21 protein-coding genes, 1 tRNA gene, 1 pseudogene and 1 riboswitch are annotated in these 23,707 nt (G+C 63.7%); of the genes and pseudogenes, 10 read left to right on the top strand and 13 right to left on the bottom strand.

Features of this window, described 5'->3' with window-relative positions; genetic code table 11:
• Position 1 precedes the first annotated feature (1 nt).
• From DEIDE_RS11810 to DEIDE_RS11790, 5 genes are all read right to left on the bottom strand, one after another.
• Positions 2 to 604 (bottom strand): DUF177 domain-containing protein, encoded by a 603-nt coding sequence (locus DEIDE_RS11810; RefSeq protein WP_012694192.1) that lies wholly within the window; start codon positions 602 to 604, stop codon positions 2 to 4.
• A 111-nt stretch (positions 605 to 715) separates the two neighbouring features.
• Positions 716 to 790 (bottom strand) — tRNA-Glu (locus tag DEIDE_RS11805).
• Positions 791 to 955: 165 nt separating this feature from the next.
• A complete protein-coding gene (gene lpdA, locus DEIDE_RS11800; protein WP_012694191.1) occupies positions 956 to 2,362 on the bottom strand; it encodes a dihydrolipoyl dehydrogenase in 1,407 nt (468 codons plus the stop codon).
• 69 nt (positions 2,363 to 2,431) lie between these two features.
• A complete protein-coding gene (locus DEIDE_RS11795) occupies positions 2,432 to 3,091 on the bottom strand; it encodes a response regulator (RefSeq protein ID WP_012694190.1) in 660 nt (219 codons plus the stop codon).
• A complete protein-coding gene (locus DEIDE_RS11790) occupies positions 3,088 to 4,722 on the bottom strand; it encodes an ATP-binding protein (RefSeq protein ID WP_012694189.1) in 1,635 nt (544 codons plus the stop codon). The genes DEIDE_RS11795 and DEIDE_RS11790 overlap by 4 nt, the downstream gene beginning before the upstream one ends.
• A gap of 280 nt (positions 4,723 to 5,002) precedes the next feature.
• On the opposite strand from DEIDE_RS11790, the gene DEIDE_RS11785 reads away from it, so the two are divergent.
• Positions 5,003 to 6,331: a dicarboxylate/amino acid:cation symporter gene (locus DEIDE_RS11785; protein ID WP_012694188.1), complete on the top strand. Its 1,329-nt coding sequence runs from the start codon at positions 5,003 to 5,005 to the stop codon at positions 6,329 to 6,331.
• Between the two features lie 58 nt (positions 6,332 to 6,389).
• On the opposite strand, the gene sugE is transcribed toward DEIDE_RS11785, so the two are convergent.
• From sugE to DEIDE_RS11755, 6 genes are all read right to left on the bottom strand, one after another.
• On the bottom strand, positions 6,390 to 6,710 hold the full coding sequence (sugE, locus tag DEIDE_RS11780) for a quaternary ammonium compound efflux SMR transporter SugE (protein WP_012694187.1): 321 nt from the start codon (positions 6,708 to 6,710) through the stop codon (positions 6,390 to 6,392).
• Between the two features lie 9 nt (positions 6,711 to 6,719).
• Positions 6,720 to 6,789: riboswitch (guanidine-III (ykkC-III) riboswitch) on the bottom strand.
• Between the two features lie 89 nt (positions 6,790 to 6,878).
• Complete coding sequence (locus tag DEIDE_RS11775; RefSeq protein ID WP_012694186.1) at positions 6,879 to 7,586, bottom strand: ABC transporter ATP-binding protein; 708 nt, start codon at positions 7,584 to 7,586, stop codon at positions 6,879 to 6,881.
• Entirely contained in the window at positions 7,579 to 8,409 is an 831-nt protein-coding gene (locus tag DEIDE_RS11770) for an ABC transporter ATP-binding protein (RefSeq protein WP_012694185.1), read from the bottom strand. Before DEIDE_RS11770 ends, DEIDE_RS11775 begins: the two co-directional genes overlap by 8 nt.
• On the bottom strand, positions 8,402 to 9,412 hold the full coding sequence (locus DEIDE_RS11765) for a branched-chain amino acid ABC transporter permease (RefSeq protein WP_012694184.1): 1,011 nt from the start codon (positions 9,410 to 9,412) through the stop codon (positions 8,402 to 8,404). Before DEIDE_RS11765 ends, DEIDE_RS11770 begins: the two co-directional genes overlap by 8 nt.
• Entirely contained in the window at positions 9,409 to 10,275 is an 867-nt protein-coding gene (locus DEIDE_RS11760) for a branched-chain amino acid ABC transporter permease (RefSeq protein WP_012694183.1), read from the bottom strand. Before DEIDE_RS11760 ends, DEIDE_RS11765 begins: the two co-directional genes overlap by 4 nt.
• A 79-nt stretch (positions 10,276 to 10,354) precedes the next feature.
• Positions 10,355 to 11,488 carry an ABC transporter substrate-binding protein gene (locus tag DEIDE_RS11755; protein ID WP_012694182.1) on the bottom strand — a complete coding sequence of 378 codons (1,134 nt, stop codon included), beginning with the start codon at positions 11,486 to 11,488 and terminating at the stop codon, positions 10,355 to 10,357.
• Between the two features lie 320 nt (positions 11,489 to 11,808).
• Between DEIDE_RS11755 and DEIDE_RS11750 the strand changes: the two genes are divergently transcribed.
• Positions 11,809 to 12,921, top strand: a complete 1,113-nt coding sequence (locus DEIDE_RS11750) for a BMP family lipoprotein (RefSeq protein ID WP_012694181.1) — start codon at positions 11,809 to 11,811, stop codon at positions 12,919 to 12,921.
• A 653-nt stretch (positions 12,922 to 13,574) separates the two neighbouring features.
• On the opposite strand, the gene DEIDE_RS18060 is transcribed toward DEIDE_RS11750, so the two are convergent.
• Entirely contained in the window at positions 13,575 to 15,869 is a 2,295-nt protein-coding gene (locus tag DEIDE_RS18060; RefSeq protein WP_162485462.1) for a putative bifunctional diguanylate cyclase/phosphodiesterase, read from the bottom strand.
• 568 nt (positions 15,870 to 16,437) lie between these two features.
• On the opposite strand from DEIDE_RS18060, the gene DEIDE_RS11740 reads away from it, so the two are divergent.
• The 3 genes from DEIDE_RS11740 (at position 16,438) to DEIDE_RS11730 (ending at position 17,990) form a co-directional block, all read left to right on the top strand.
• The gene (locus DEIDE_RS11740) at positions 16,438 to 16,641 is read left to right on the top strand and encodes a hypothetical protein (protein WP_041227253.1); all 204 of its coding nucleotides are present in this window, start codon (positions 16,438 to 16,440) and stop codon (positions 16,639 to 16,641) included.
• A gap of 294 nt (positions 16,642 to 16,935) precedes the next feature.
• Complete coding sequence (locus tag DEIDE_RS11735; protein WP_012694178.1) at positions 16,936 to 17,373, top strand: acyl-CoA thioesterase; 438 nt, start codon at positions 16,936 to 16,938, stop codon at positions 17,371 to 17,373.
• On the top strand, positions 17,370 to 17,990 hold the full coding sequence (locus DEIDE_RS11730; protein WP_012694177.1) for a histidine phosphatase family protein: 621 nt from the start codon (positions 17,370 to 17,372) through the stop codon (positions 17,988 to 17,990). Before DEIDE_RS11735 ends, DEIDE_RS11730 begins: the two co-directional genes overlap by 4 nt.
• Here the strand turns inward: DEIDE_RS11730 and DEIDE_RS11725 are convergent.
• Positions 17,975 to 18,667: an HD domain-containing protein gene (locus DEIDE_RS11725; protein ID WP_012694176.1), complete on the bottom strand. Its 693-nt coding sequence runs from the start codon at positions 18,665 to 18,667 to the stop codon at positions 17,975 to 17,977. The two genes, DEIDE_RS11730 and DEIDE_RS11725, sit on opposite strands and share 16 nt — an antisense overlap.
• A gap of 333 nt (positions 18,668 to 19,000) precedes the next feature.
• On the opposite strand from DEIDE_RS11725, the gene msrP reads away from it, so the two are divergent.
• The 5 genes and pseudogenes from msrP to DEIDE_RS11695 all read left to right on the top strand — a co-directional run bounded on the left by msrP (position 19,001) and on the right by DEIDE_RS11695 (position 23,567).
• Positions 19,001 to 19,990, top strand: a complete 990-nt coding sequence (gene msrP / locus DEIDE_RS11720; RefSeq protein ID WP_012694175.1) for a protein-methionine-sulfoxide reductase catalytic subunit MsrP — start codon at positions 19,001 to 19,003, stop codon at positions 19,988 to 19,990.
• Between the two features lie 104 nt (positions 19,991 to 20,094).
• The gene (locus DEIDE_RS11715; protein ID WP_049760477.1) at positions 20,095 to 20,643 is read left to right on the top strand and encodes a protein-methionine-sulfoxide reductase heme-binding subunit MsrQ; all 549 of its coding nucleotides are present in this window, start codon (positions 20,095 to 20,097) and stop codon (positions 20,641 to 20,643) included.
• A 242-nt stretch (positions 20,644 to 20,885) separates the two neighbouring features.
• Positions 20,886 to 21,473 carry a hypothetical protein gene (locus tag DEIDE_RS11710; RefSeq protein WP_012694173.1) on the top strand — a complete coding sequence of 196 codons (588 nt, stop codon included), beginning with the start codon at positions 20,886 to 20,888 and terminating at the stop codon, positions 21,471 to 21,473.
• 10 nt (positions 21,474 to 21,483) lie between these two features.
• Positions 21,484 to 22,647, top strand: coding sequence for an MFS transporter (locus DEIDE_RS11705; protein ID WP_041227252.1), 1,164 nt, complete (start codon positions 21,484 to 21,486; stop codon positions 22,645 to 22,647).
• Positions 22,648 to 22,783: 136 nt separating this feature from the next.
• Positions 22,784 to 23,567 (top strand): annotated as a pseudogene (locus DEIDE_RS11695) (transposase).
• The last annotated feature ends 140 nt before the right edge of the window (positions 23,568 to 23,707 follow it).

Genomic DNA, 23,707 nt, shown 5'->3' with positions numbered 1-23,707 from the left:
CTCAGTCCTCAGGCAGTTTCAGGCCCTGCAGCGCCGTGAAGGGGTTCTGCTTGGCATGCACGGTGCCTTCGGGGACGCCCAGTTCATCGTCAATTTCCTCGACCGGTACCTGGGCCATGTGCTCGCAGGGACCCTCATTGAGGTCGTGACCGCACACCTGACACAGGCCCTTGCATTCCGGCGCGTGCAGCACGCTGAGCGGCGCAGCCAGCAGGGTGGTTTCGGCCAGGTAGGCGCTGAGATCCAGGTTGGGGTCGCCAAACATCAGCATTTCCTCGCCGGTCTCAGCTTCTTCCAGATGCGGAACCTCAGCAGAGGGGTCGTAGCGCATCAGGGTCCCCAGCTTGAGGTCCAGCGGCACATGAACCTCGCGCAGGCAGCGGGCACATTCCATGACCAGCGTGGGCTCGAAGGTGCCCTGCAGATACATTTCCTGGCCGCCCAGGTGATTGATATCAACTTCGAAGTAGGCAGGTTGGGCAAAGGACAGGGTCTGTTCGACGCCGCCCTGCTCGTAGGTCAGCTCGGTCAGTTCGCCTTCGGCGTGCGCGTCCTCGGAGGAGCGCAGCAGCGAACCCAGGTGAATACGGGGCGAATCGGTCATGCAGCCATGATAGGCCCAGTCCGGCGGAACGACAGGGCGACCGGCACCATACTTCCCCCAGAGCCCCAAGAGAGCCAAAAGAAAAACCTCCGCCGAGGCGGAGGCTTTCAGTGGTGACCCCAACGGGATTCGAACCCGTATCGCTACCTTGAAAGGGTAGTGTCCTAACCGTTAGACGATGGGGCCACACCACTTCAGCTGTTGAAATCGCTTGCGCGCTTCCTGAACTGCCTTTCAAGGGGCGCCGTTTCCGGCACGCACAGAAAGATACAGGCCAGAGGCGCCTTTCGTCAAGAGGCTATGAAAAAAGGGTGGGAGGCCTGAGCCTCCCACCCTGGATGAAGCCCGAAATTACATGTGCAGTGCGCGTTTGTCAGCTGCGAGCGCTGCTTCCTTGACCGCCTCGCTGAGGGTGGGGTGCGCGTGAACGGTGCGCGCCAGATCCTCGCTGCTGCCGCCGAACTCCATGATGGCCACGACTTCGCCGATCAGCTCGGACACGCCGCCACCAACCATGTGGATGCCGATCAGCTTGTCGGTCTGGGCATCGGCCACCACCTTGACGAATCCGCGCGTGTCGCCGTGGCCCAGGGCCCGGCCGTTGGCGCTGAAGGGGAACTGGCCCGTCTTGACCTGCAACCCCTTTTCCTTGGCGCCCTTCTCGGTCAGGCCAGCCCAGGCGATCTCGGGGCTGGTGTAGATCACCCAGGGGATCACGTCGTAGTTGACGTGCCCGGCCTGACCGGCGATCATCTCGGCCAGCGCCACGCCCTCTTCCTCGGCCTTGTGGGCCAGCATGGCGCCGCCGATGACATCGCCGATGGCATAGATGCCCGGCAGGTTGGTGCGGTAGTGACTGTCCACCTTCACGAAGCCGCGCTCGTCGAGCTCCAGGCCCACCGTGTCGGCACCCAGGCCCTGGGTGTTCGGCACGCGCCCGATAGAGACGATCAGCTTGTCGAACTGCGCGGTCACCGCGTTGCCGTTTTCCTGGTAGGTCACGGTCACGCCCGCATTGTCCTGGGTCACTTCGGTGATGCTGACGCCGAAGTGGAATTCCAGGCCCTGCTTCTGAAACTGCTTGAGTGCTTCTTTGGCTATGGCGTCGTCAGCGGCCATCAGGAATCCAGGCAGGGCTTCGAGCACCGTGACCTGCGCCCCCAGGCGGCGCCACACGCTGCCCAGTTCCAGACCAATGACCCCTGCACCAATCACACCGAGCTTGCCGGGCACCTGTTCGAAGGCCAGCGCGCCGCTGTTCTCCACGATGTGGCCGCCGAACGGCGCCAGTGGCAGGGCCCGGGGATTACTGCCGGTCGCCACGATCACATGTTTGGCCCGAACCTCGGTCCCGGCGGCGTCCACGACCCAGCCGTCGCCGTCCTGACGGACCAGACGACCCAGGCCGAAGAAGCTCTTGACCTTGTTCTTCTTGAACAGGTAGGCAATGCCGCCGGTGAGCTTGTCCACCACGCCGGCCTTGCGCGAAAGCATCCGCGCGACGTCCACGCTGGCGCCCTGCACGTCAATACCGTGCTCGGCCGCCTCGTGGGTGATCATCTCAAACTTTTCAGAGGAGTCCAGCATCGCCTTGCTGGGAATGCAGCCTACGTTCAGGCAGGTGCCGCCCAGAGAGGCCTTGCCGTCCCGTTCGAAGGCGTCCACGCACGCTGTGCTGAAGCCCAGTTGCGCCGCGCGAATGGCGGCCACGTAACCCGCTGGGCCGCCCCCAATCACCAGAACGTCGAAAGAATCCATACCGCCTTGCAGCGTAGCACTGCCTCTGAAAGGGGAAGGTGCGGCGTTCCCGACACGGAGACACCTGAGCTAGGCGCGGCGGTAGCGTTTGGCCGGGCGGCCCACACTGCGCGCGTCCGCTGCGGCACTGACCTCACCCTGGGCCGTCAGGTATTCCAGGTAGCGCCAGGCGGTGACGCGGCTTAAACCCAGGGCCTGACCCACTTCCTGGGCGGTATGGGCGGCGCCGTCACGCAGGGCCGCACGGACCCGGCGCAGGGTTTCGGCGTCCAGGCCTGAGGCGTCGTCCGCCAGTGGCGTGAACAGGGCGTCCAGATGCCCCTGACGCACATCTCTCTGTGCCCACAGCGCGGCACGTTCACGCACCCGCTCCAGGGCCAGCGCGAAGCGTTCGGGTGTGGCCGGTTTGACCAGATAGTCGGCGGCACCGTGCAGCAGGGCACTTTGTACGCTGGAAGCGTCACTGGCCGCCGTCACCAGCACCGCGTCCACCTGGGCGCCTTCGAGCCGCAGCTCACGCAGCAGGTCAAGGCCGCGTCCATCCGGCAGGTGCACGTCCAGCAGCAGCAGATCCGGGCGCAGGGTGCGGCTCATGGCCCTTGCAATGCGCAGGGTCTCGGCGCTGCCCAGTACCTCGAAGCCTCCTGCGCGCTCCAGCAGACGGCGGTGCAGATCGGCAATCTGCGGATCGTCCTCGACAATCAGGGTACGAATGGGAGCACGGGTCATGGGGTGTCTCCGGTGGGTAGGTCCAGGGTAAAGCGGGTCCACTGCCGCCCGGTGGGGTCGGCAAGGCGGTCATGCGTCAGCGTTCCCCCAAGCGCGGTCGCCCGTGCCTGCACCAATGCCAGTCCCACGCCCCGCCCATTGCCTTTGCTGCTGACTCCTCTATGCGTCAGGGACGTCAGGAAGGCGGGTGGCACACCGCTTCCCGTGTCGCGCACTTCCAGAACCAGACCTTCCGGGTCTGCTGCGATCAGCACCCGCACCTGGGCGTCCGGGAGTCCACTGGCGGCTTCACAGGCGTTTTCGATCAGGTTGCCGGCGGCCAGCTCCAGAGTGTCCAGCACGCCTGGCGCCAGCGTGTCCGGCAGGTCCGAGAGCGGATCGATAGTCAGCTCCACCCCCAGTTCAGCAGCCCGGTCGAACTTGCCCAGCAGCAGCGCGGCGAGCCGTACATGACCCAGCCGCCTGACCGCCTCGGCATGGGCGGTGTGGCGCGCCGCCTGCGCGTGAATAAGCTGCAGGGCCTCCTGCGTTTCGCCCAGGTGCAGCAGCCCGGCCAGCATGTGCAGCCGGTTGGTGAATTCGTGCGTCTGCGCGCGCAGCAGCTCGGCGTACCGGCGTGACTGGGTGAGCTCATCGGCCAGCGCCTGCACCCGCGCCAGATCGCGCAGGGTGACCACCTGCGCTCCATCCTCAGCCGTGTGCACATCCACCAGCACCGGTTGCCCACGCACATCCAGGGTGTGAGGAGCATGGTCCTCCTGCGCAGGCAGGTCAGGCAACAGATCCCTGAGAGGCACCGGCAGACGGTTCGAGGCGCCCAGCATCGCCCGGGCCTGCGGGTTCATAACGTAGATCTGCCCGCCCCGCACCACCAGCACGCCGTCTTGCAGAGTGTTGAGCACCGTGCGGAAGTGCAGCAGCCCGCCTGCTACCTGCTCGGGTTCCAGGTCCAGCAGCGTGGCCCGCACCCGGCGCGCCAGCAGGTTGGCCAGCAGCAGCGCGAGCCCCAGTGCCGCCAGATACCAGGGCAGCGCGGCGCGCACCACGTTCCAGAACACATCTTCCACACGGGGCAGCAGGAAGCCCACGCTGGCCAGCCCCAGCACCCGGTCGCCCTCACCCAGCACCGGCACCTTGGCCCGCACCGAAGGCCCCAGCGTGCCCTCCACGGTCTCGGTCAGGCTCCGGCCGCGCAGGAAGGCCTGAAAGTCACCGCCCACCATGCGCTGGCCGATCTGGTCCGGGTTGGGATGCGTCAGGCGGTTGGTCAAGCGGTCCGTGATCACGATGTAGTCGGCGCCCAGCACCAGCCGGTAGCGGTTGACCAGCGCATTGAGCTGCTCGCGCGAGGCCGTGTCGCCGCTGAGCGCCGCCCTCACCGGAGGCAGGGTGGCCATCAGCTGCGACTCGCGCAGCGCCCGGTCGGCGAAGGTCTGGTGCAGGCCGCCGCGCAGCACCAGACTGGCCAGCAGAGCCAGGGGCAGGGCCAGCAGCAAAAAGGCCCCCAGCGTGATCAGAAACACCCGGGCCTGAACGCGCAGCAGCCGCGGCGTGTACGGCAGCGCAACCTCGCGTGCCAGTTCGGGCACACTCAGCCGAACCGGGCGGGAAGACGCCGGACGAAGCGACACAGTGCCTCGCAGTCTGCCATGCCCGGGACCTGGGAAAGGGAATTGCGTTCACGGCCTGCACGAATCCCGCCCCTGAGAAGACACCGGCCGTATTCGTGCAGGCCGGTGTTTTTCGGGTCTCCCGGTCCTGAAGCCATCAGGTTTCACTTCCTGCGCGGCGCCGCGCAGGCACACTGGCGCCTGCCAAGCTCAACCGCATTCTTCCCTGCCAGCCGGGCAGGTCTATGCCAATCTCTTCCCGCCCCGTGTTCCCGGGCGGTGGCCCCAGGAGGCCTCCTGTATGCCTAAGATTTTCCGCAGTCTGTACGTGCAGGTGCTGATCGCCATTGCGCTTGGCATCCTGACCGGGTTTCTGTTTCCCAGCCTGGGAGAGAGCCTCAAACCTCTGGGCGACGGCTTTATCAAGCTGATCAAGATGATCATCGCGCCGATCATCTTCGCCACGGTCGTCAGTGGGATCGCCCACATGCGCGACACCAAAAAAGTCGGCCGGGTGGGCGGCAAGGCACTGCTGTACTTCGAGCTGGTCACCACCTTCGCCCTGGTGATCGGGCTGGTCATTGTCAACATCCTGGGCCCGGGCCGTGGCATGAACATCGATCCGGCCAGCCTGGACACCAGCGGCATCAGCAAGTACACCGACGCTGCCGGCGAGCAGACGGTCGCGGACTTCATCCTGCACATCATTCCCGACACGCTGATCAGCGCCTTTACCCAGGGTGATCTGCTTCAGGTGCTGCTGGTGGCCGTGTTGTTCGGCTTCGCTCTGCTGCGCCTGGGCAAGGTCGGCGACACCATTCTGAAGGGCATCGACACGGTGAACCAGGTCATCTTCGTGATTCTGGGCTTCGTGATGCGTCTGGCACCCATCGGCGCGTTCGGAGCGATGGCCTTTACCATCGGCAAGTACGGGGTAGGCAGTCTGGCGCAGCTGGGATACCTGATGATCACCTTCTACGCCACCTGCGCGCTGTTTATCTTCGGTGTGCTGGGCCTGATCGCCCGCATGTCCGGCTTCAGCATCCTGAAGCTGATCCGCTATATCAAAGAAGAACTGCTGCTGGTCCTGGGCACCAGCTCCAGCGAGTCGGCGCTGCCGCGCCTGATGGTCAAGCTCGAGCATGCGGGCGCCGAGAAAAGCGTCGTGGGCCTGGTTGTTCCCAGCGGCTACTCGTTCAACCTGGACGGCACCAGTATCTACCTGACCATGGCCGCGATGTTCATCGCACAGGCCACCAACACTGAACTGAGCCTAGGCCAGCAGCTCGGCCTGCTGGGCGTGCTGCTGCTGACCAGCAAGGGTGCGGCAGGCGTGACGGGCAGCGGCTTTATCACCCTGGCCGCTACCCTGAGCGCCGTGGGCGATGTGCCGGTCGCGGGCCTGGCGCTGATCCTGGGGATTGACCGTTTCATGAGCGAGGCGCGCGCCCTGACCAACTTCATCGGCAACGCGGTGGCGGCGCTGGTGATTGCCAAGAGTGAACGGGCGGTAGACGTCGACCGGCTGACCCGCGCCCTGAACGGTGAGGATCTGCCGACCATCGAGCCCGACGTGCATTCCGAGGAACGGGGCGAAGGCCGCGAACTCGACAGCCTGCGTCCTGCCTGAGAGACACGGTGATAAGGAGCCGGGGCCCGTCGGGTTCCGGCTCCTTGCCTTTTGCCGTTCAGTGACCGCTGGTGACCTTCAGCCCGAGAATGGCCACCACCATCAACGTCAGGAACAGCAGCCGAGCAGGCGTCATGGCCTCGCCGAACAGCACTACGCCCAGCACCGCAGCGCCCACCGCGCCGATGCCCACCCATACGCCGTACGCCGTTCCAATTGGCAGGGTGCGGGCAGCCAGCCCCAGCAGCCCCAGGCTGGCGATCATGCTCAGTACCGTCAGCAGGGTGGGCAGCGGCCGGGTAAAGCCCTGCGTGTACTTCAGACCAACCGCCCAGCCCACTTCCAGCAGACCGGCCAGCACCAGCAATGTCCATGCCATAGCAACCTCCGTGCGCCGTCTTGTCGTGACCGGGTACGGCGGTGCTCTCGTCCGGAGTTCGGCCCCGGCAGGGCAGGGCGACTCCCTGCAGTGTAGTGGTGATACGTGGGCAACAGACGAGCGGCGTGTGGGCTACCACCCACACGCCGCGTCAGGATCTCTGGGGCGCTACACGCCCAGGTAGGCGCTGCGCACGCGGTCGTCGGTCATCAGGTCGTGCTGGGCACCCTGCAGGGTTACCCGCCCGCCTTCGAGCACATATCCGCGGTGAGCGATGCCCAGCGCCGCAAACGCGTTCTGCTCGGCCAGCAGCACGCTGACGCCCGCGGCATTGACCCGCTGCACCGCCTCGAAGACCTGCTCGACCACCAGCGGGGCGAGGCCGAGGCTGGGTTCGTCCAGCAGCAGCAGCTGCGGACGGGCCATCAGCGAACGGGCAATGGCCACCATCTGCTGCTGGCCCCCCGACAGGCTGCCGGCCGGTGCGCTGCGTTTTTCGACCAGCGCCGGAAACAGTTCATATACGCGCTCGAGCTCCCGTGCGGTACCGGCAGGATCGCTGCGGTGCACAAAGGCCCCCAGGCGCAGGTTCTTTTCCACGCTGAGGTCCGGAAACAGCAGTCGGCCCTCGGGGCACTGGGCGACGCCATGCGCCACGTTGAACTCCGGACGCCCCCCGGTCAGCGGCGTGCCGTTCCAGGTCGCGCTGCCCGACGAAGGGCGCTGCAGGCCCGACAGGGTCCGGAACAGCGTGCTTTTGCCGGCGCCGTTGGCGCCCAGCAGCACCACGATCTCGCCGGTCTGCACGCTGAGGTTGATGTCCTGCAGGGCGGTAAAATGCCCGTATTTGACGCACAGATCCCGCACCTCAAGCATGGCTGGCTCCCTCTGCGGCTGCCGGCACCTTGCCGGTGTTGCCCATCTGGCCGCCGTGGGCGTGCCCGCCCAGGTAGGCCTCAATCACCGCTGGATCGCGGCTGACTTCCTGCGGGGTGCCCTGAGCAATCTTCTGCCCATGGTGCAGCACCACGATGCCGTCGGCCAGTCCCATGACCAGGCTCATCTTGTGCTCCACCAGGGCGACCGTCAGCCCACCTCTGACCAGCTCGCGGATCAGGGCCATCAGGTTGACAGTCTCCTCGGGGTTCATGCCCGCGGCGGGTTCGTCCAGCAGCAGCAGTTTGGGATCACTGGCCAGGGCCATGGCGATCCCGACCCGCTTCTGTCCTTCCTGGGTCAGCGCCCCGGCCGGCAGGTGCGCCTGCGCCGCGAGCCCCACCCGCTCCAGGGCCCGCATGGCGCCGGCGTGACTTGCGGCCTGGTCCCGGCGTTCACGGGCGGTGTACAGCAGCGCGTCGAACAGACCGGCGCGGGTGCGCACCCGGTGGCCGATCATGACGCCCTCGAGGACACTGAGTTCCTTGTAGATGGTGGTGGTCTGGAAGGTCCGGGCAATGCCGCGTGAAACCACCTCGTGGGTTTTCAGGCGGGTAATGTCCTCGCCGTCGAAGCGGATGCTGCCGGAGGTCGGCTGGTAGAAGCCGCTGATCAGGTTGAAAAAGGTACTTTTTCCTGCACCGTTCGGGCCGATGATCGCGGTGATCTGTCCGGCCGGAATATGCGTCGTGACGTCGCGCACCGCGTGCAGGCCACCGAAGCGGATGCCCAGGTCCTGCACTTCCAGGAGGCTCTCAGGCATGATCCACCGCCTTTTCCGGAGTAGGGGAGGGTGTGGGAGGCCTGGCGGCACGCCGACGCGCCATCAGCCGTTCCCAGCCACCAGCAATACCGTGCGGCGCGAACATCACCAGCAGCACCAGCAGCGGTCCGAACACCAGATACTGGTAGTCCTGCAGGCCCTTGAGGTTCTGGGTCAGGGTATACATCAGTGCTGGTCCGAGCAGTGGCCCGGCCAGGGTACCCAGCCCGCCCACCAGCAGGTACAGCAGCACGGTGAAGGTCATGACCGGGCCCGTCGCAGCGGCGCCCAGGAAGCCCACATATACGGCGTACAGCCCGCCTGCGAAGCCTGCGATGGCGGTCGACAGCATCATGGCCCGCAGTTTGTGCTGGAATACGTCAATTCCCGCGCTGCGAGCGAGATCCTCACCACCGCGGATGGCGATCAGCGAACGGCCGAACACACTGGCACGGGTGCGGGCCACCAGCAGCACGGTCAGCGCCAGTGCCACCAGCGCCAGGTAATAGAAGCCGCCCGAGAGCTTCATTCCCAGTCCCTGGGCCAAGCCCTCCAGGCCGGGCGGCGGGTTGATGCCGTTCAGGCCCTCGTTGCCGCCGGTCAGGCTGTCCCACTTGTTGATTACCAGCATGATGATCACGCCGACTGCCAGCGTCAGAATCGCAAAGGCGTCCCCTTTGGTGCGGAAGGCCACCAGACCCAACAGCCAGCCCAGAACGGCACACAGCACCACCGCGAGCGGCCACGCCAGCCAGAAGTTCCAGCCGGCCTTGAGCGTCAGGATGCCCACCGTGTAGGCCCCGATGCCGAAAAACCCGGCGTGCGCCAGAGGCAGCTGCCCGGTATAGCCCAGCAGGATATTCATGCCGTAGGCCAGCATGGCGTAGATCATGACGTTCACGCCGATGTCCAGCAGATAGCCCGAGGGCCGCAGCAGCGGAAACAGCGCCATCGCCACGAACAGCGCGGCCCAGCCCCACGGCCCGGTGCGGAGCGCGGTCATGTGCTTCTCCGGAACAGTCCCTGCGGCTTGATGGCCAGCACCAGCACCAGCATGGCAAAGCCAATCACGTCTGCAAAGTCAAGGTTGATGTAAAAGCCCCCGAATACTTCCGAGAACGCCAGCAGAAACGCCCCGACGATGGCGCCGGGCACGCTGCCCATGCCGCCCAGAATGATGATGGCGAAGACCTTGAGGTTCATGACCTCTCCCATGCTGGGGGTCACCGAGTTGATTGGCGCGATCAGCGAGGCCGCAATGGCCGCCAGGGCGCCCGAAATGGCAAAGGTCAGCATCCCCACCCGGTCGGTGTTGATGCCCACCAGCCGCGCCCCCTCACGGTTTTGCGCCATCGCTTCGATGGTCGCGCCGGTCAGGGTGCGCTTCAGGAAAAAGTTCAGGCCCAGCATGGCTGCCACGCTCGCGGCAATCACGATCAGGCGCTGCCAGGTGATCACCACGCCGGCGATGGTCGCGATCCCCGGAACAGGCTCGGCGATCTGCTTGAAATCCGGGCCGAACACCGCCGGGTGCGCAATCAGCGCCTCCAGGAAGAACAGCACGCCCAGCGCCGCGATCATAGGGTGTACGTGCGGAGCGTTGCGCAGCGGATAGAAGATGACCCGTTCCATCAGGGCGGCCAGCAGGGCCACCACGACTGCCGAGAGCAGCAGCGCCGGCACGTAGCTGATTTTCAGCAGGGTCAGTCCCGCAAAGGTCAGGTATGCGCCCAGCATGTACAGGCCGCCGTGCGCGAAGTTCGGGACCCGCATCACGCCGTAGACCAGTGTGAGGCCCAGGGCCACCAGGGCGTACACGCCGCCCAGCGCCAGAGCGTTGAAGAGTTGTTGCAGAAATGTCGTCAAGTCGGACTTCCTCCCTCAGAGGTCAAAGCAGATGCAGAAAACCGCGCCCCGCTTTCAGCCGGGGCGCGGCAGGATGAACTTACTTGAAGACTTTCGGTACGCGCAGCTTGGTGTACTTGCCGTTTTTCACGCTGGCGATGATGAACTCGGCGTCCACGTGTCCGTTTTCCGTTACGCCATGAAGCTTGTAGACGGTCTTACTCAGGGGGAGTGCCTTGGCAGCGTCGTCCAGCTTGGCGCGGATTGCCTTGGGATCGGTGCTGCCGGCGAGTTCCATCGCCTTGGCAATCACGTGCATACCCATGTAGTTCAGGCCGGCTTCACTGGTGGGAATCTTCTTGTAGACCTTCTGGTACTGGCTGATAAAGATGTTGGTGCCTGGGAATTCCTTGGTGGGCAGCACGCCTACGCTGCCACTGAGGTAGGCAGCAGGAATCATGGTGTCCATCTGCTCGAACTTGGCCTGGTCCATCACGATGAACCCGCCCTTGAAGCCCTGCTCGCGCGCAGCCTTGATCACCAGTGCGGTGGGCTGGCTGGGACCGCCGACGAACAGCACGTCGGGCTTTTCGGCCAGTGCCTTGGTGACGGCGGCGCTGTAGTCCACGGTGGTGTTGTAGTCCACTCCGTTGTTGGCGCCGACCGTGCCGCCCTGCTTCTTCCACTCGGCGGTAATGGCTTCGGTCCACTGTTTGCCGTAGGCGCTGGTGGTGCCGATCAGGCCCAGCTTCTTGCCATAAGCTTTCATCTGGGTGGCAGTGAACGGCTGCAGGTAGTTGTCGTAACGGGGCGGCAGCATGAAGGTCATGGGGTTTTTGGCTTCCAGGATCTTCGGCTCGGAGGAATAAGCCACCAGCAGGAAGTTGTCACGGCTGGTCATGGGCTGTACGGTCAGGATGCCGCCGGAATGCGGAACGAAGATCACGCCGATGTCCTGGCTGGTCATGCGTTTGACGTTGGTGGCCGTTTCATTGGGCAGGTAGCGGTCATCCAGGGAGACCAGCTTGAAGGTGACCTTCTCGCCTTTGACGCGGATACCTTTGCGGTTCAGCTCCTCAATGGCCATTTCAACGCCGCTCTGGGTGTCCTTGCCGTAAAACGCGGCGCCACCGGAAAGTGGACCGCTGAAGCCAATGCTGACGACTTTGTCTGCCAGCGCGGAACCAGCCAGGAACGGGAGAAGGGACAACGATATAAGGGTGCGCTTCTTCATAAAAACCTCCCAAACGTAAGCCCCGGAAATGCGACAACGACGCAGCCGCAGAGGCCTCGCTGGCCTGAGTACAAATGTGATGTGAGGGCATGCTGTCATGCCCACGCAGAGGTGTCAAATGCTCAAATTCCAATCGTATGAACCTCTGTATGAAAGCCGTCCGGAAACCAGCCCTGGCATCAGGCAGGTCTATGGCTGAAAAAGCTGCGCCTGTCAGGTTCGAGCAGACGTGCAGGCCCCCAGTGGGGGTACCCGGGATGGGGGGGCCGGTGTGAAATTTTCGTGGCAATGAGCCTGGGCGCGCGGGTAGCTTACGAGCCGTGAAATTTTCCTATCTGTCTGCTCTTTCCTTACTTTCGCTGGTCAGTGGCGTCAGCCACGCCCAGTCCGAACCCGCCATCGGGGTCGTGCTCGATGCAGGAGGCAAAAACGACCGCTCATTCAACCAGAGTGCCTATCAGGGCGTGCTGCGCGCCCAGAAGGATCTGGGCATCAAGGTCGAGGTCTTTGAGCCCACCACCGCAGGTGACGTGGGGCGCGGTATCCAGCAGTTCAGCACCCAGCGCAAGGACCTGATTATCGGCATCGGTTTCAACAGCCTCGAGAGCATCGACCGCGCGGCCAAGACCAATTCGAACCTGCGCTACGCCGCCGTCGACGCCCTGCCCACCGGCAACAACACCATGGGCCTGCGCTTCCGTGAGCACGAGGGCAGCTTCCTGGTGGGCTATCTGGCCGGCCTGAGCAGCAGTACCGGCGTGGTCGGCTTCGTGGGCGGCATGGACATCCCCCTGATCCACAAGTTCGAGGCCGGCTTTGCGGCGGGCGTGAAACTGGCCTGCCCCAAGTGCCAGGTCATCGCCCGTTACCTGGGCAGCACGCCAGCGGCCTTCAACAACATCCCTGGCGCCGTTGCGCTGGCCGGCGGTATGAAGAACAAGGGCGCGGACGTGATTTTCGCCGCGGCGGGCGGCAGTGGACGCGGTGTGATCAATTTCGTGACCCGCACCCAGTGCATCAGGGCCGAGGAACTGCCGGCCGGCGTAAGTTTCAGCAACAACACCTTTGCGAAGGTGAACAAGAGCGTGGCGTACCAGAAGGCCTGCGCTGGCAACACGCGTCCAATGTTCTTCATCGGCGTGGACAGCAACCAGAACTACCTGGGCGACACCGACGGCAAACCCGCGACCCTGAACCACGGCCTGACCAGCATGGTCAAGCGTGTGGACAACGCGGTGTACAGCGTGATTCGTTCGATGGTCAAAGGCGAGCCGTGGCGCCCCGGCGACATCAATTTCAGCCTGGAGAACGAAGGCGTGGAATACGCTATGGACGCGTACAACGACAAGCTGATCATCCCCGCCGTGCGCGAGAAGGTCGAGAAGGTCAAGGGCCTGATCATCAGCGGCGGCATCAAGGTCCCCTCCAAGTAACTTTGCCCGAGTTGAGTTTCTGCCCGGCATGCCGGGCAGAAACTATGTGTATTGATTTTCCGGAGCATCTGACAGTGGCGGGGCCGGACCAGTCTCTCTTGAGCCTTCCTGGTTCGGACTCTGGTCTTTATTGTGGGCATGCATTTTCGGGATATGGAAGCTGCGACAGTGACACGTCAGAGAGCCAGAGAACAGGGCCTGTGTGGCGGCGCCTGAATGTCGGGCGCTTCAGGGATCACCGTCTGAATACCGTTTGGCAGGCACAGCTTCACTCTCCTGCTGTTGCCAGGACAGACATATCAGGTTCCGGGCGGTCAATGGGTACCTCGGCTCTGCGGCCCAGAGAAGACTGGGCATCAGCTGGCCCCCAGCGAAATCCTGAAAAGGTACGGCTGGCCCGGCTGGTATCTCGCGCTGGAAGTTCCGGACAACCTGCGTGGGTCCAGCAAACACCAACACTCGGTCATGATGAAAATCGATGACGAACCCAGGCCCCCTGTGACGCGCTTGCACCCGTGGGATCGTTGCGCAGCTGCTCCCCCGTCTACCTACGAGTGCTGCCGGTGAGCCTCATCTCCAGACCTGTTGCCACCTTGTCTGCTCCTGTCCCGTACCGCTGAGATGTTCTCGGAGGACCGAGGGGTAGGTGTTTTTTAGCCCTGAATTCCGCTGGTCGGTTCATTTCCCCGGAGGAAACCTGAGGTCCCCAGGACCTCTCCGGCAAGCGACGCAGGCAGCGGCTGACCCAGCAGGAAGCCCTGACCGAGATCCACGCCCAGCGCACCTATGCCTTCAAGCTGCCAGGCCTCCTCGATCCCTTCGGCCACCACAAGGAGATTCAGGCCGTGAGCCAGCACCGTAATGGCCTTGACAAAGGCGTGCCCATCTTGCTGCAGGGAGAAGACAAACGCCTTGTCGATCTTGACCAGATGCACCGGCAGGCTGCGCAGGTAGCTGAGGCTGGAGTAGCCGGTACCGAAGTCATCCAGCGCGATTCTGACTCCCCAGGAGGTCAGAATATTCAGGTCGGGCATTGAACTGTCGAGGTCCTCAAGCAGCGCACTTTCGGTCAGTTCGAGAATCAGCGCTTCGCCAGGCAGATCGTGTTCGTCCAGGGCCGCACGCACATGAGACAGAAAGTCCCCATGAGCAAAGTGTAGAGCCGAGATATTCACGGTGACAAACCACTGCTTCCCACGCGCCCGCCACTGACTGGCCTGGGCCACCGCCTGCCGCAGGCCCCAGATCCCCAGCGGAACGATCAGGCCACGTTCCTCGGCCACCCGGATGATCTCTGGCGGAGACACCGGAGACTGAACGGTGTCTCGCCAGCGCAGCAGTGCCTCGAAGCCCAGAGTGGCTCCCGAGCGCAGGTCCACCAGGGGCTGATAGTGCAGTTCCAGCTCATCTTCAGCAAGGGCGCGGCGCAGCAGAGCTTCCAGCTGCGTGTCGTGCTGCGCGGCTTGCAGGGCACCTTCATCGTAAAAGCTCCAGTTGTTGCGGCCTTCGACTTTCGCGCCGTCCATGGCCATATCAGCGGCCCTGACCAGTTCATCGGGATGTTGGCCGTCCCCAGGAAACAGGGCCACGCCCACGCTGGCCGTGAGATGCGTCGTTCCGCTCTGCAGCGCCGCCGGCTCAGAGATCACCGCAACGACCTGCGCAGCCAGCAGGGCCACACTCGCACGCTGCTGTTCAGGAACCACCAGCACAAACTCGTCGCCCCCTACCCGGGCGACCACGGATCCGGCGGGGGCCACCGTCAGCAGCCGGCGTGACATCTCACGCAGCATCTGATCACCGGTCTGGTGCCCGTGAGCGTCGTTGACGCGTTTCATGCGGTCCAGATCCACAAACAGTACGGCAAAAGGTGCTGGAGTCTCCGGACTCAGGGCCTGCCGCAGGTATTCAACGAGGCCGGACCGGTTGAGCAGGCCCGTGAGCGCGTCATGCCGGGCATCATGCGCCAGCTGGACATGAGCACGGCGCAGCTCTGCATTCAGCCGCCGGTTATCGGCCAGCGCGACCCCCTGACGCAGCGTCACCAGAATCAGCACCGTGAACACCCCGAACGCGATCCCACGCTCCATCACGGAGGCGCCGAGGTACAGCTGCGGAAGAAACACGGCCAGGGAAAGTACAGCGCCGTAAGGAAGCCAGACAATCAGGCGTCTGGGGCCAGGGTGCTGCTTCCCGGCTTCGCGGGGGTACCGGTTGTAGTGGTGCGCGGCCAGCTGTCCTCCGAGGGCCAGCAGCACCAGCGCCCATGCCCACAGAGCATCGATAGGATGGGCGCTGCTGTAGGCTCCGTTGGCTTCCAGCAGGGCATAGCCCAGATCACCCACCACAATCAGGCTCAGGCCGGTGGCAAACACGGCAACATGCACCTGCACGCGTCTGGCGCCTGAAGCGACCAGCACCAGGACGCCCAGAACAGCCAGGGAGGCCAGAGGATAAGCCAGGCTGATGATGCGCCCGGGCAGGCTCTGGGCCGGGTCATCAGCCACCGTAGCCAGGCCGGCCTGCCAGGCAAACAGGCCCACGACCACCGTCACGATGGCCGAGTCCAGCACCAGTCGGGCGGCAGAGAGGCGCCGCAGCGAGAGATGAGAAAGCCGCAGCAGGGCCAGCACAAGCGGCAGGTACTGTGCCAGATAAAAAATGTCGGCAACTGAAGGAAAGAGTGGCTGCTGCGTAAACAGGCTCAGCCAGGTCCAGAGCAGGTCACCAGCGGCGTAAAGCGTCAAGGCCATACTCAAGGCCCACAGCGCCGGACGGGCACCCGGCCCACTGGTCCGCCACGCCCGCACACTCAGGGCCAATCCGAGGCCAACGACACTCAGGTACGCCAGATCGAGCGTTCCCTCAGGCCACGTGACTCCATAGTGGGCCAGGAGCAAAGCCAGGCTGTGCAGCACCGCTGCGCCCACCAAAGCGGATAACAGCACATCTGCCCGGCGCGGAGCCGAACTCTGCAGCCGTGAAAGGGCAGGGCCCGGTGGTGGATATGCGCGGTCGTGCATGACTGAACGTCAATCTAGAGGGTCATACATTACGAAAAACTGGCAGCGGGTTTTGTGGTAGGGCGCAGAAGCTTCTCACGTTGTTGCTCTGATAGAGGAAGCTGGTCACAGGCGAGGACCCGGTACTCGGAGAGACGACCCTGCGCGGCTGTGTTCTTCATTTGGCGTTGTGTATCAGGAAGGGACAGCCGCGTGTGAATCTGGCCCAGCTGTTGGAAGCTGCCCGGTACGCTGCCTGAACCGGATCTGGTCAAGCATGCCGGGTAGGCCTATGAGCCACAAATATATTCTCCGGTCATACCCTGGCCGCAATATATGAGGTGCCCAGGTGTTCCAGTCGGCCTACAGGACACGCCACCGCACGCCAGAGAGCTTCGCGCGTGTCGTCATTTCCATGTCGTCCTGATCCGGAGGTGTCCTGGCAGGTAAAGTTCATCAGGGGAACAGGAGTGTTGTCTGCCGCCTGGTTCTCCGAAGTCAGGACAGAGGAGCCATGCTCACCGGTCTGGGCCATCAGACCCTTTCCAACTGTAAATCTGACGTGCACAGCCTCGCCAGCAACGACGTGCTGATGAGACGAGGTATCGACGGTTCCACTGAACTTCCGTCTGGGATCATGGAAGTCACCGATCCAGACGCCACGAAGGAGAAGGTGTTGTTCATTTCCGGAGCCGATGTGCGTATCCGTGATTCATGAAGCGCCTGATTATGGTGGGCGGGGTGTGCAACGCACCAAGTTCATGGCCTTCCGCCCCCAGAGAGCAGGCTCTACCGGCGGAGCTGTACAGCTGCCAGATGATTCAAAGGTGCTGCAGGCATTTCATGGCGACGCCTGCAGCGAATGGTGCTGGACCTGGTGACCTGCGCCGTCCCTTGCATCTGTACACTCACGGCCGTGCCGATGTGTATAAGGCGACGCTGAGGCAGGTGGCCGTGGGCCTGGATCATCTGATCCTGAAAGAGGCTGCTGAGAGAGAAGAGGGGGAACACTATGGAAGCAGGAAGTGGAAAAGCGCCGCGCAGTCGCGCACGCATGCTGGAACTGGTCTTTCCCAAAGACACCAACTATCACGGCACGGCCTTCGGGGGCTGGGTGCTGTCATTGATGGACAAGGCCGCCAGCGTGGCGGCCGTGAGACATGCCAGCGGCAACGTAGTGACTGCCCGGATGGACGGAGTGGACTTTCATGTGCCGATCCGCGTGGGGGACGCCGTGGCCCTTGACGCCCGGGTGGTGAGGGTGGGGCGCACCAGCATGACCATTCAGGTAGACGTCTACCGCGAGCATATTGCTTCGGGCGAGCAGGAACTGGCGACCACCGGGTTTTTTGTCTTCGTGGCCCTGGATGAACAGGGCCGCCCGCGTGCAGTGCCGGCGCTGATTCCGGTGGTGGACGCGGACCTTCCTGGCGTGGACACCCGGCCATGACAGACCTGCAACTCACCCTGGTCCGTCACGGCGCGACCGAGTGGAACGAGGGGGGCCGCTGGCAGGGCGTTACCGACAATCCCCTGGGGGACCGAGGTGAACGCCAGTCTCGCCGCCTCGCGCGGCGGCTCCGCAATCAGGTCTTTGATCAGGTGGACTCCAGTGACCTGCAACGCGCGGTTCAGACCGCGCAACTGGCTCTGCCTGGCCAGGGCATCACGCTTGATCCCCGGCTGCGCGAGATCCATTTCGGCGTTTTCGAGGGGCTGACCGTCGACGAAATGACCGTGCACCCGGCATTCCAGGAGTGGCAGTCTGACCCCTGGCGCGTGGCGCCGCCCGGTGGAGAGAGCCTGGCTGAAGTGGCGGCCCGGATGCGCGACTGGGCAGAGGATCTGGACCAGGCCAGCGTTATTGCCTTTACGCATTCCGTCGCGATCCGGGCGCTGCTGTGTGACCTGTTCGGCTGGCCACTGCTTCCGCAGCCCGGTTATCCGGTCCCGTTTGCGCATCGCGTAGGGCACACCAGTCTCAGCATGGTGCGGCGCCATTCGGGCCACTGGACCATTCATACCCTGGGTGACGGTGCCCATCTGGAAGTTCAGGGCTCGGGATAAGGTACGCCGATCTCCTCTCCCAGCTGGGTCAGGAAGGCGTGCATCACGGCTGTGCGCCGCTGTGCTTCGGCGCGCCCTGGGACCGTCTGAAAGCTGGCGGACAGCCGCAGCAGCTTGGTAAAGAAATGGTCCACCGTGAAGGCCTGGTCATCGGGCTCGCGCTGCTGACACCAGGGATCTGCTGCATCGAAGATCGCCCGACCCAGGTGGCCGCCCACCGCGGCGACCCGCATGACCCCCAGCGCACCCAGGGCGTCCAGACGGTCCGCGTCCTGCAGGGCCGCGCCCAGAGGAGTTGCGGGGACAGCGCCACGCGAGAAGCTGTGATCCCGGACGGCCAGTGCCACTTCATGCGCCTGCGCTGGCGTGAACCCCAGGTCCGGCAGAACCTGCTGTACCGCCTGAGCCGCCAGGGTGCTGGCCTGCGCACGCTGCGGGTGGTTCTTGGGCAGGTTGACCACATCATGGGTCAGGGCCGCTGCAACTGCCAGCACCACGGGTTCCTGAGGGGCGCAGCGCCGGGTCCAGAGGGCCACCCGGTGCAGGTGACCCTCATCGTGAGCAGCATCCGGGGTCATGTGCTGCTGAACCCAGGCCCAGACCCCTGGGAGGCGCGGATCCAGGGTCAGCAGCTTGTCCAGAGAAAGGGAAGCGGTCTCGGCAACCGGAATGCTCATGAACGCAGTATCAAGCCTATGCTGCTCAACCGGAAATGCTGCCTGAGCAGTGCTTCCCGGCCGCTGGAAAGTCGGGCGCAAGCGGCCCGATGTCTCTGGGACACAACTTCCAGCACAGTGACGGAAAAGGACAGTGCCCCGCCTGACACACGATGCTGCGCCTTATGCCGTCTCACGAACTGACCCACAGGACCTTGAGAAACCTCGCCGGTCGATCCGAAAAGTCTTGTCGTGCATATACCTGATAAGAGAAACGGTCCAGACTGTCCAGGCGAGATCGGTTCCGGGCTGCTTTTATCCTGGCGCCCGTGATGATCCAAGGAGAATGAACCTATGACCAGCACTCCGCCTGACCCCCAGCTTCCTGCTGATCCTGAGGACACCACCCCTGAGACCCAGGTCCCTCCGCGACGCGAATTCCTGAAGAATGCGGCGCTGTTCACCGGGACAGTAGCGGCTCTTGGCGGTGGGCTGGAACTGCTGACCCGGCGTCCCGGTGCCGCAGCGCAAGCGGCTCCCGGCGAACTGATGGCTCAGGCCCGGCGCCCCCTGGGGCCCTACGACACTTCCGAGCCGATCACGCCGTATGCGCAGGCAACCACCTACAACAATTTCTACGAGTTCGGCACAGGCAAGGATGACCCGGCCAGGCTGGCTGGAAGCCTGAGAACGCGCCCCTGGACGGTGCTGATCGACGGCGAGGTGCGCAAGCCAGTGCGGGTGGACATCGATACCCTTCAATCCTGGTTTCCCCTGGAAGACCGGATTTACCGCATGCGCTGCGTCGAGGGCTGGTCCATGGTGATGCCCTGGCTCGGTTTTCCCCTCGGGGCCCTGCTGAGGCGGATAGAGCCGAACAGCAAAGCAAAGTACGTGCAGTTCACGTCGCTGCATGACCCCAAACAGTTCCCGGGGCAGCGGGGCGACGTGCTCGACTGGCCCTACGTTGAAGGCCTGCGGCTGGACGAAGCCCTGCACCCCCTGACATTCATGGCGGTCGGACTCCACGGACGCGCCCTGCCCAACCAGAACGGCGCCCCGCTGCGGCTCGTCGTGCCCTGGAAATACGGGTTCAAGAACATCAAGTCGGTGGTCCGCATCACGCTGACCCAGAAGCAGCCACGCACCACCTGGGCACTGGCCGCACCGGACGAGTACGGCTTTTACGCCAACGTCAACCCGAAGGTGCCGCACCCCCGCTGGAGTCAGGCAACCGAGCGCCGGATCGGCGAACTGCGCCGTCGGCCGACCCTGCCCTTCAACGGTTACGCGGAAGAGGTCGCGTCACTGTACAAAGGCATGGACCTGCGCCGCTTCTTCTGAGGGGCAGGGTGTCGCCTGTGCCGCAGGAACCGCACAAATCCAATAAGAGCCGTGTGACGCGCCGACCTTCCCGTCCATTACCGTGGCTCGGGCCCGGCGTGGTGATGGGAGGTCTGGTGCCTGCGGCTGTGCTGGTGCTTGACGCGCAGATGGGTGCGCTCGGAGCCAACCCGATCCAGAGGGCGATCCTTCAGACTGGGCTGCTTGCCCTGGTCCTGCTGATTCTGTCGCTGGCCTGTACTCCGCTGCGGACCCTGACCGGCTGGACATGGCCGGCCCGGATTCGCAAAGCGCTGGGGCTGCTGACCTTTTTCTATGCCGTACTGCATTTCCTGTTGTATCTGCTGGACCACGGATTTACACCGGCAGTGGTTCTTGAAGACGTGCTGGAACGCCCCTTCGTCACTGTGGGCTTCGCCGCGCTGGTCCTCATGCTGCCGCTGGCACTGACCAGTGGCCGGGGAGCAGTGCGCAGGCTGGGGTTTCAGCGCTGGCAGCGGCTGCATCAACTCGTGTATGTCGCCGCCGGTCTGGGTGTGCTGCATTTCTGGTGGGGAGTGAAGAAAGACCATACACCACCGTTGATTGCAGCCCTGGTGGTCATGGTCCTGTTCGCGGTGCGGTTGATCCGCAGCCGGAGAGCCCGGGCCTGACTGCTCGTCATGATCCAAGGCGTTGGGAAGAAATTCTTGACTCACGCTGCTTTGCAGAGAAGTCCTTCTGCATTCTTTGCTTGTTATGGTCGATTATGAGCGCCTGTTCGTGCCCTACAGACATCAGATGCCCTGGGCATAGAACGTGCTGACACACTGAAGCTGGCCCCTGCCCATCTGTTCTTTGATGGATGAATCAAAGGCCCATCACGACACCAGCACTCGTGCTTTAGCCTACAGGCATGCTGACCATCGAGGAGGCCGCCCAGCACCCTGTTCATGAGGTTGGCGCAGAGACCCATCGACTCGCGGCGCATGGGGTCCCTGGCATGCTGATTCCTGCTGGTTTTGAAGAGGCCTATTACCGCTACGCCAACCTTCCGGAGCAACTGGCCCGGCTCTTCCGGCCGGTCAACCCTGCCCGGATTGACGAGGACCTGCTTGAGCCGCTGACCGATCAGGCGCAGAACCTGATCCGCACCAGTTTTCTGGTGGATGACGCTGTACAGGTCTTTTACCGCGCGCTGGGCAACGCCGGGCTGGCCAATGGCGAACTGCATGCCCGCAGGCCCGGCATCCAGCACACCCAGACGGCGCGTGTGACGCCGCCAGGAACTGCTGCGCTGCATGCCGTCAAGCGCCTCTGGGCCCAGGACTGGACTTTTGAGGCGGTCCTGGAACGACTTGATATGACCGGTAGTGTGGCTCTGGAGGCCCGCCCCACACTCCTTCTGGCCGGGCCGCCAGGGCTGCAGGACCCCGCGTGCGCTTCGGCCTTGGGTGTGGCCGTCGCCCTGGTAGGACCTGACGGTCTGGTGGGTCTCCCATGACACCTCACCTGTGACGCGAAACCGGGGTAAGGACGCTCACCCGTTGATCTTCGCTGCGCTGGGCACACTCGTTTTCCTGAACGTTTACGCCCCGCAGAGCCTGCTGCCCCTCCTGTCGCGCGAATTCGGGGTGGGTCCGGCACAGGTGGGCACGGTGGTCGGTGCCACCATGCTGGCCATGGCGCTCGCCTCACCACTGACCGGGGTGCTGGCGGACGCCTGGGGCCGCCGTCAGACTGTGCTGTGGGCGTATGCGCTGCTGGTCCTGCCGGCCCTGCTGGCTGCTGCTGCACCCACACTGGAAGTCCTGAACGCCGCACGCTTTGCGCAGGGCCTGCTGATTCCCGGCGTTATGGTGGCCCTCAACGCCTATATCGCCGAGGAAGTCTCGCCGGCCGGACGCGCCCGTGCCCTGACGGCCTACGTGACCGGAACTGTACTGGGTGGGTTTCTGGGACGCTTTCTGTCGGGGCTGGTGGCAGAACAGGGCGACTGGCGGGTGGCCTTCTGGCTGCTGGCGGTCGCGTGCGCAGCCGGCTGGGGAGTAGCGCGCAAGGCCCTCCCACCCGAGAAGACGTTCGAGCCCAGACGTAATCCTGCGGCCGTCCTCGTGGGAATGCGCGACCATCTGCGGAATCCACCGCTGCTGGCCACCTGCGCTGTGGGGTTCTTGATTCTCTTCATGCTGGTGGGCACCTTCAACACGCTCACCCTGCGTCTGTCCGAGGCCCCGTACCAGCTGACCACCGCCCAGACCGGCTCGGTCTTCGCGGTGTATCTGCTTGGTGTGATTATCACACCGGTGGCCGGGCCGTTCCTGGCTTCCAGAGGACCCCGGACCGCGCTGCTGGCCGCCATGGGGTCCAGCATTGCAGGCCTGCTGCTGACCTACAGCACCCCGCTGCCACTGGTGATTGCCGGCGTAGCCGCGGCAGCCTGCGGAGTTTTCCTGGCACAGTCAGCGGCGCTCGCGGCGGTGCAGCGCAGCGTCAGCAGTGCACGCAGCCTAGCCGGTGGCCTGTATCACCTGTCGTACTACGGCGGAGGGGCCGCGGCGAGTGTGGTCGCTGGTTACGCCTTTGAAGCTGGAGGATGGGAAGCGACCGTGCCGCTGCTGGTGGCCAATCTGTTGCTTGCTGCACTCGTGGGCGCGCTGGGTTGGCGCCATAGCTGAAAGGCGAATGGTATCAGTAATTCTGTCTCTCGACTCAGGTGGCAATTGTTCGCGACCGGATTGAACCCTATCTGCAGTAAGATACCGCGAACAGGGGTTGACCCGAGCGACAAAAAATGCGCAATGGACGGTGTTTATGAACCGTCCCGATCTTACTTTACTGCGGCTGTGTGTTGCCGTCACCCTGCTGAGCCGCTGGATTCAGCGGCACATTCCGCCGAAGCTCATCCATTCCCACGAGAAGATGTCTTATGCCGATCTGCTGGCAGTCGAACTACTTTAGAAGCTGCACAAGGTGCTGTTTCAGCTGCTGGTGGCGCTTTCTCAAACTCAATCATTTCCCAGACTTCCCCTCTGAGTCCCAGGCCCGAGTCCGGTTCGCCCGGTTGACCCCCATCGTCGAGCAGCTGGCCACTGAAGTCCAGGAACTGGACTTCATCGCAGTCGATTCGCAGCCTCTGCCCGTCTCGACGTTCAAGCGCGCTCCACGCTGCAAACTCCGTGGCGCCCGACATGGATTCAGCACCGCTGGGCCGGTCTACGGCTTCAAGCTGCATGCTTGGTGCACCCTGAATGGCAAGGTTGCAAAATACGAGATTCGTCCGGCAAGCCAGCACGATTTCACCGTGTTGTACGGAATGAACAAAGATTGGCCCTCTTATGGAAGGCCAAAGCAGATTGGACATAAGAGCTATCAGTCCAGACCTGCCTGACGCCACCGAAAGTCAACGCCAGACAGCTCGATACACGCTGGAAACAAGAGTATGGGTCAGGCCAGAAAGTGTGTGGAGTCCGCGTTCTCCGTGCTGATTGGAGCTGGACTGCGCTGGGGACAGGTCAAAACATATCTCAGCCTGCGGCTTAAGGTCGCGCTGGGCGTCCTGGCGCATAACCTGAAATTCTGTATTTTCATCACCTGATAGCCATACGAACAACCCCTATTCGAGGTAAGTTATAGTGACGCGGATGAGTATTTCTCAATGCAGCAGGGTGGCAATATTCTCTCGCTGGCTGCCTGCCGCTGAAAATGAACGTTCAGCCCTATCTATTAGGGGAGTAG

Source organism: Deinococcus deserti VCD115 (assembly GCF_000020685.1).
Classification (GTDB): Bacteria; Deinococcota; Deinococci; order Deinococcales; family Deinococcaceae; genus Deinococcus; species Deinococcus deserti.
The sequence above is the reverse complement of the archived record's forward strand: the minus strand, read 5'-3'. Positions and strand labels throughout refer to the sequence as shown.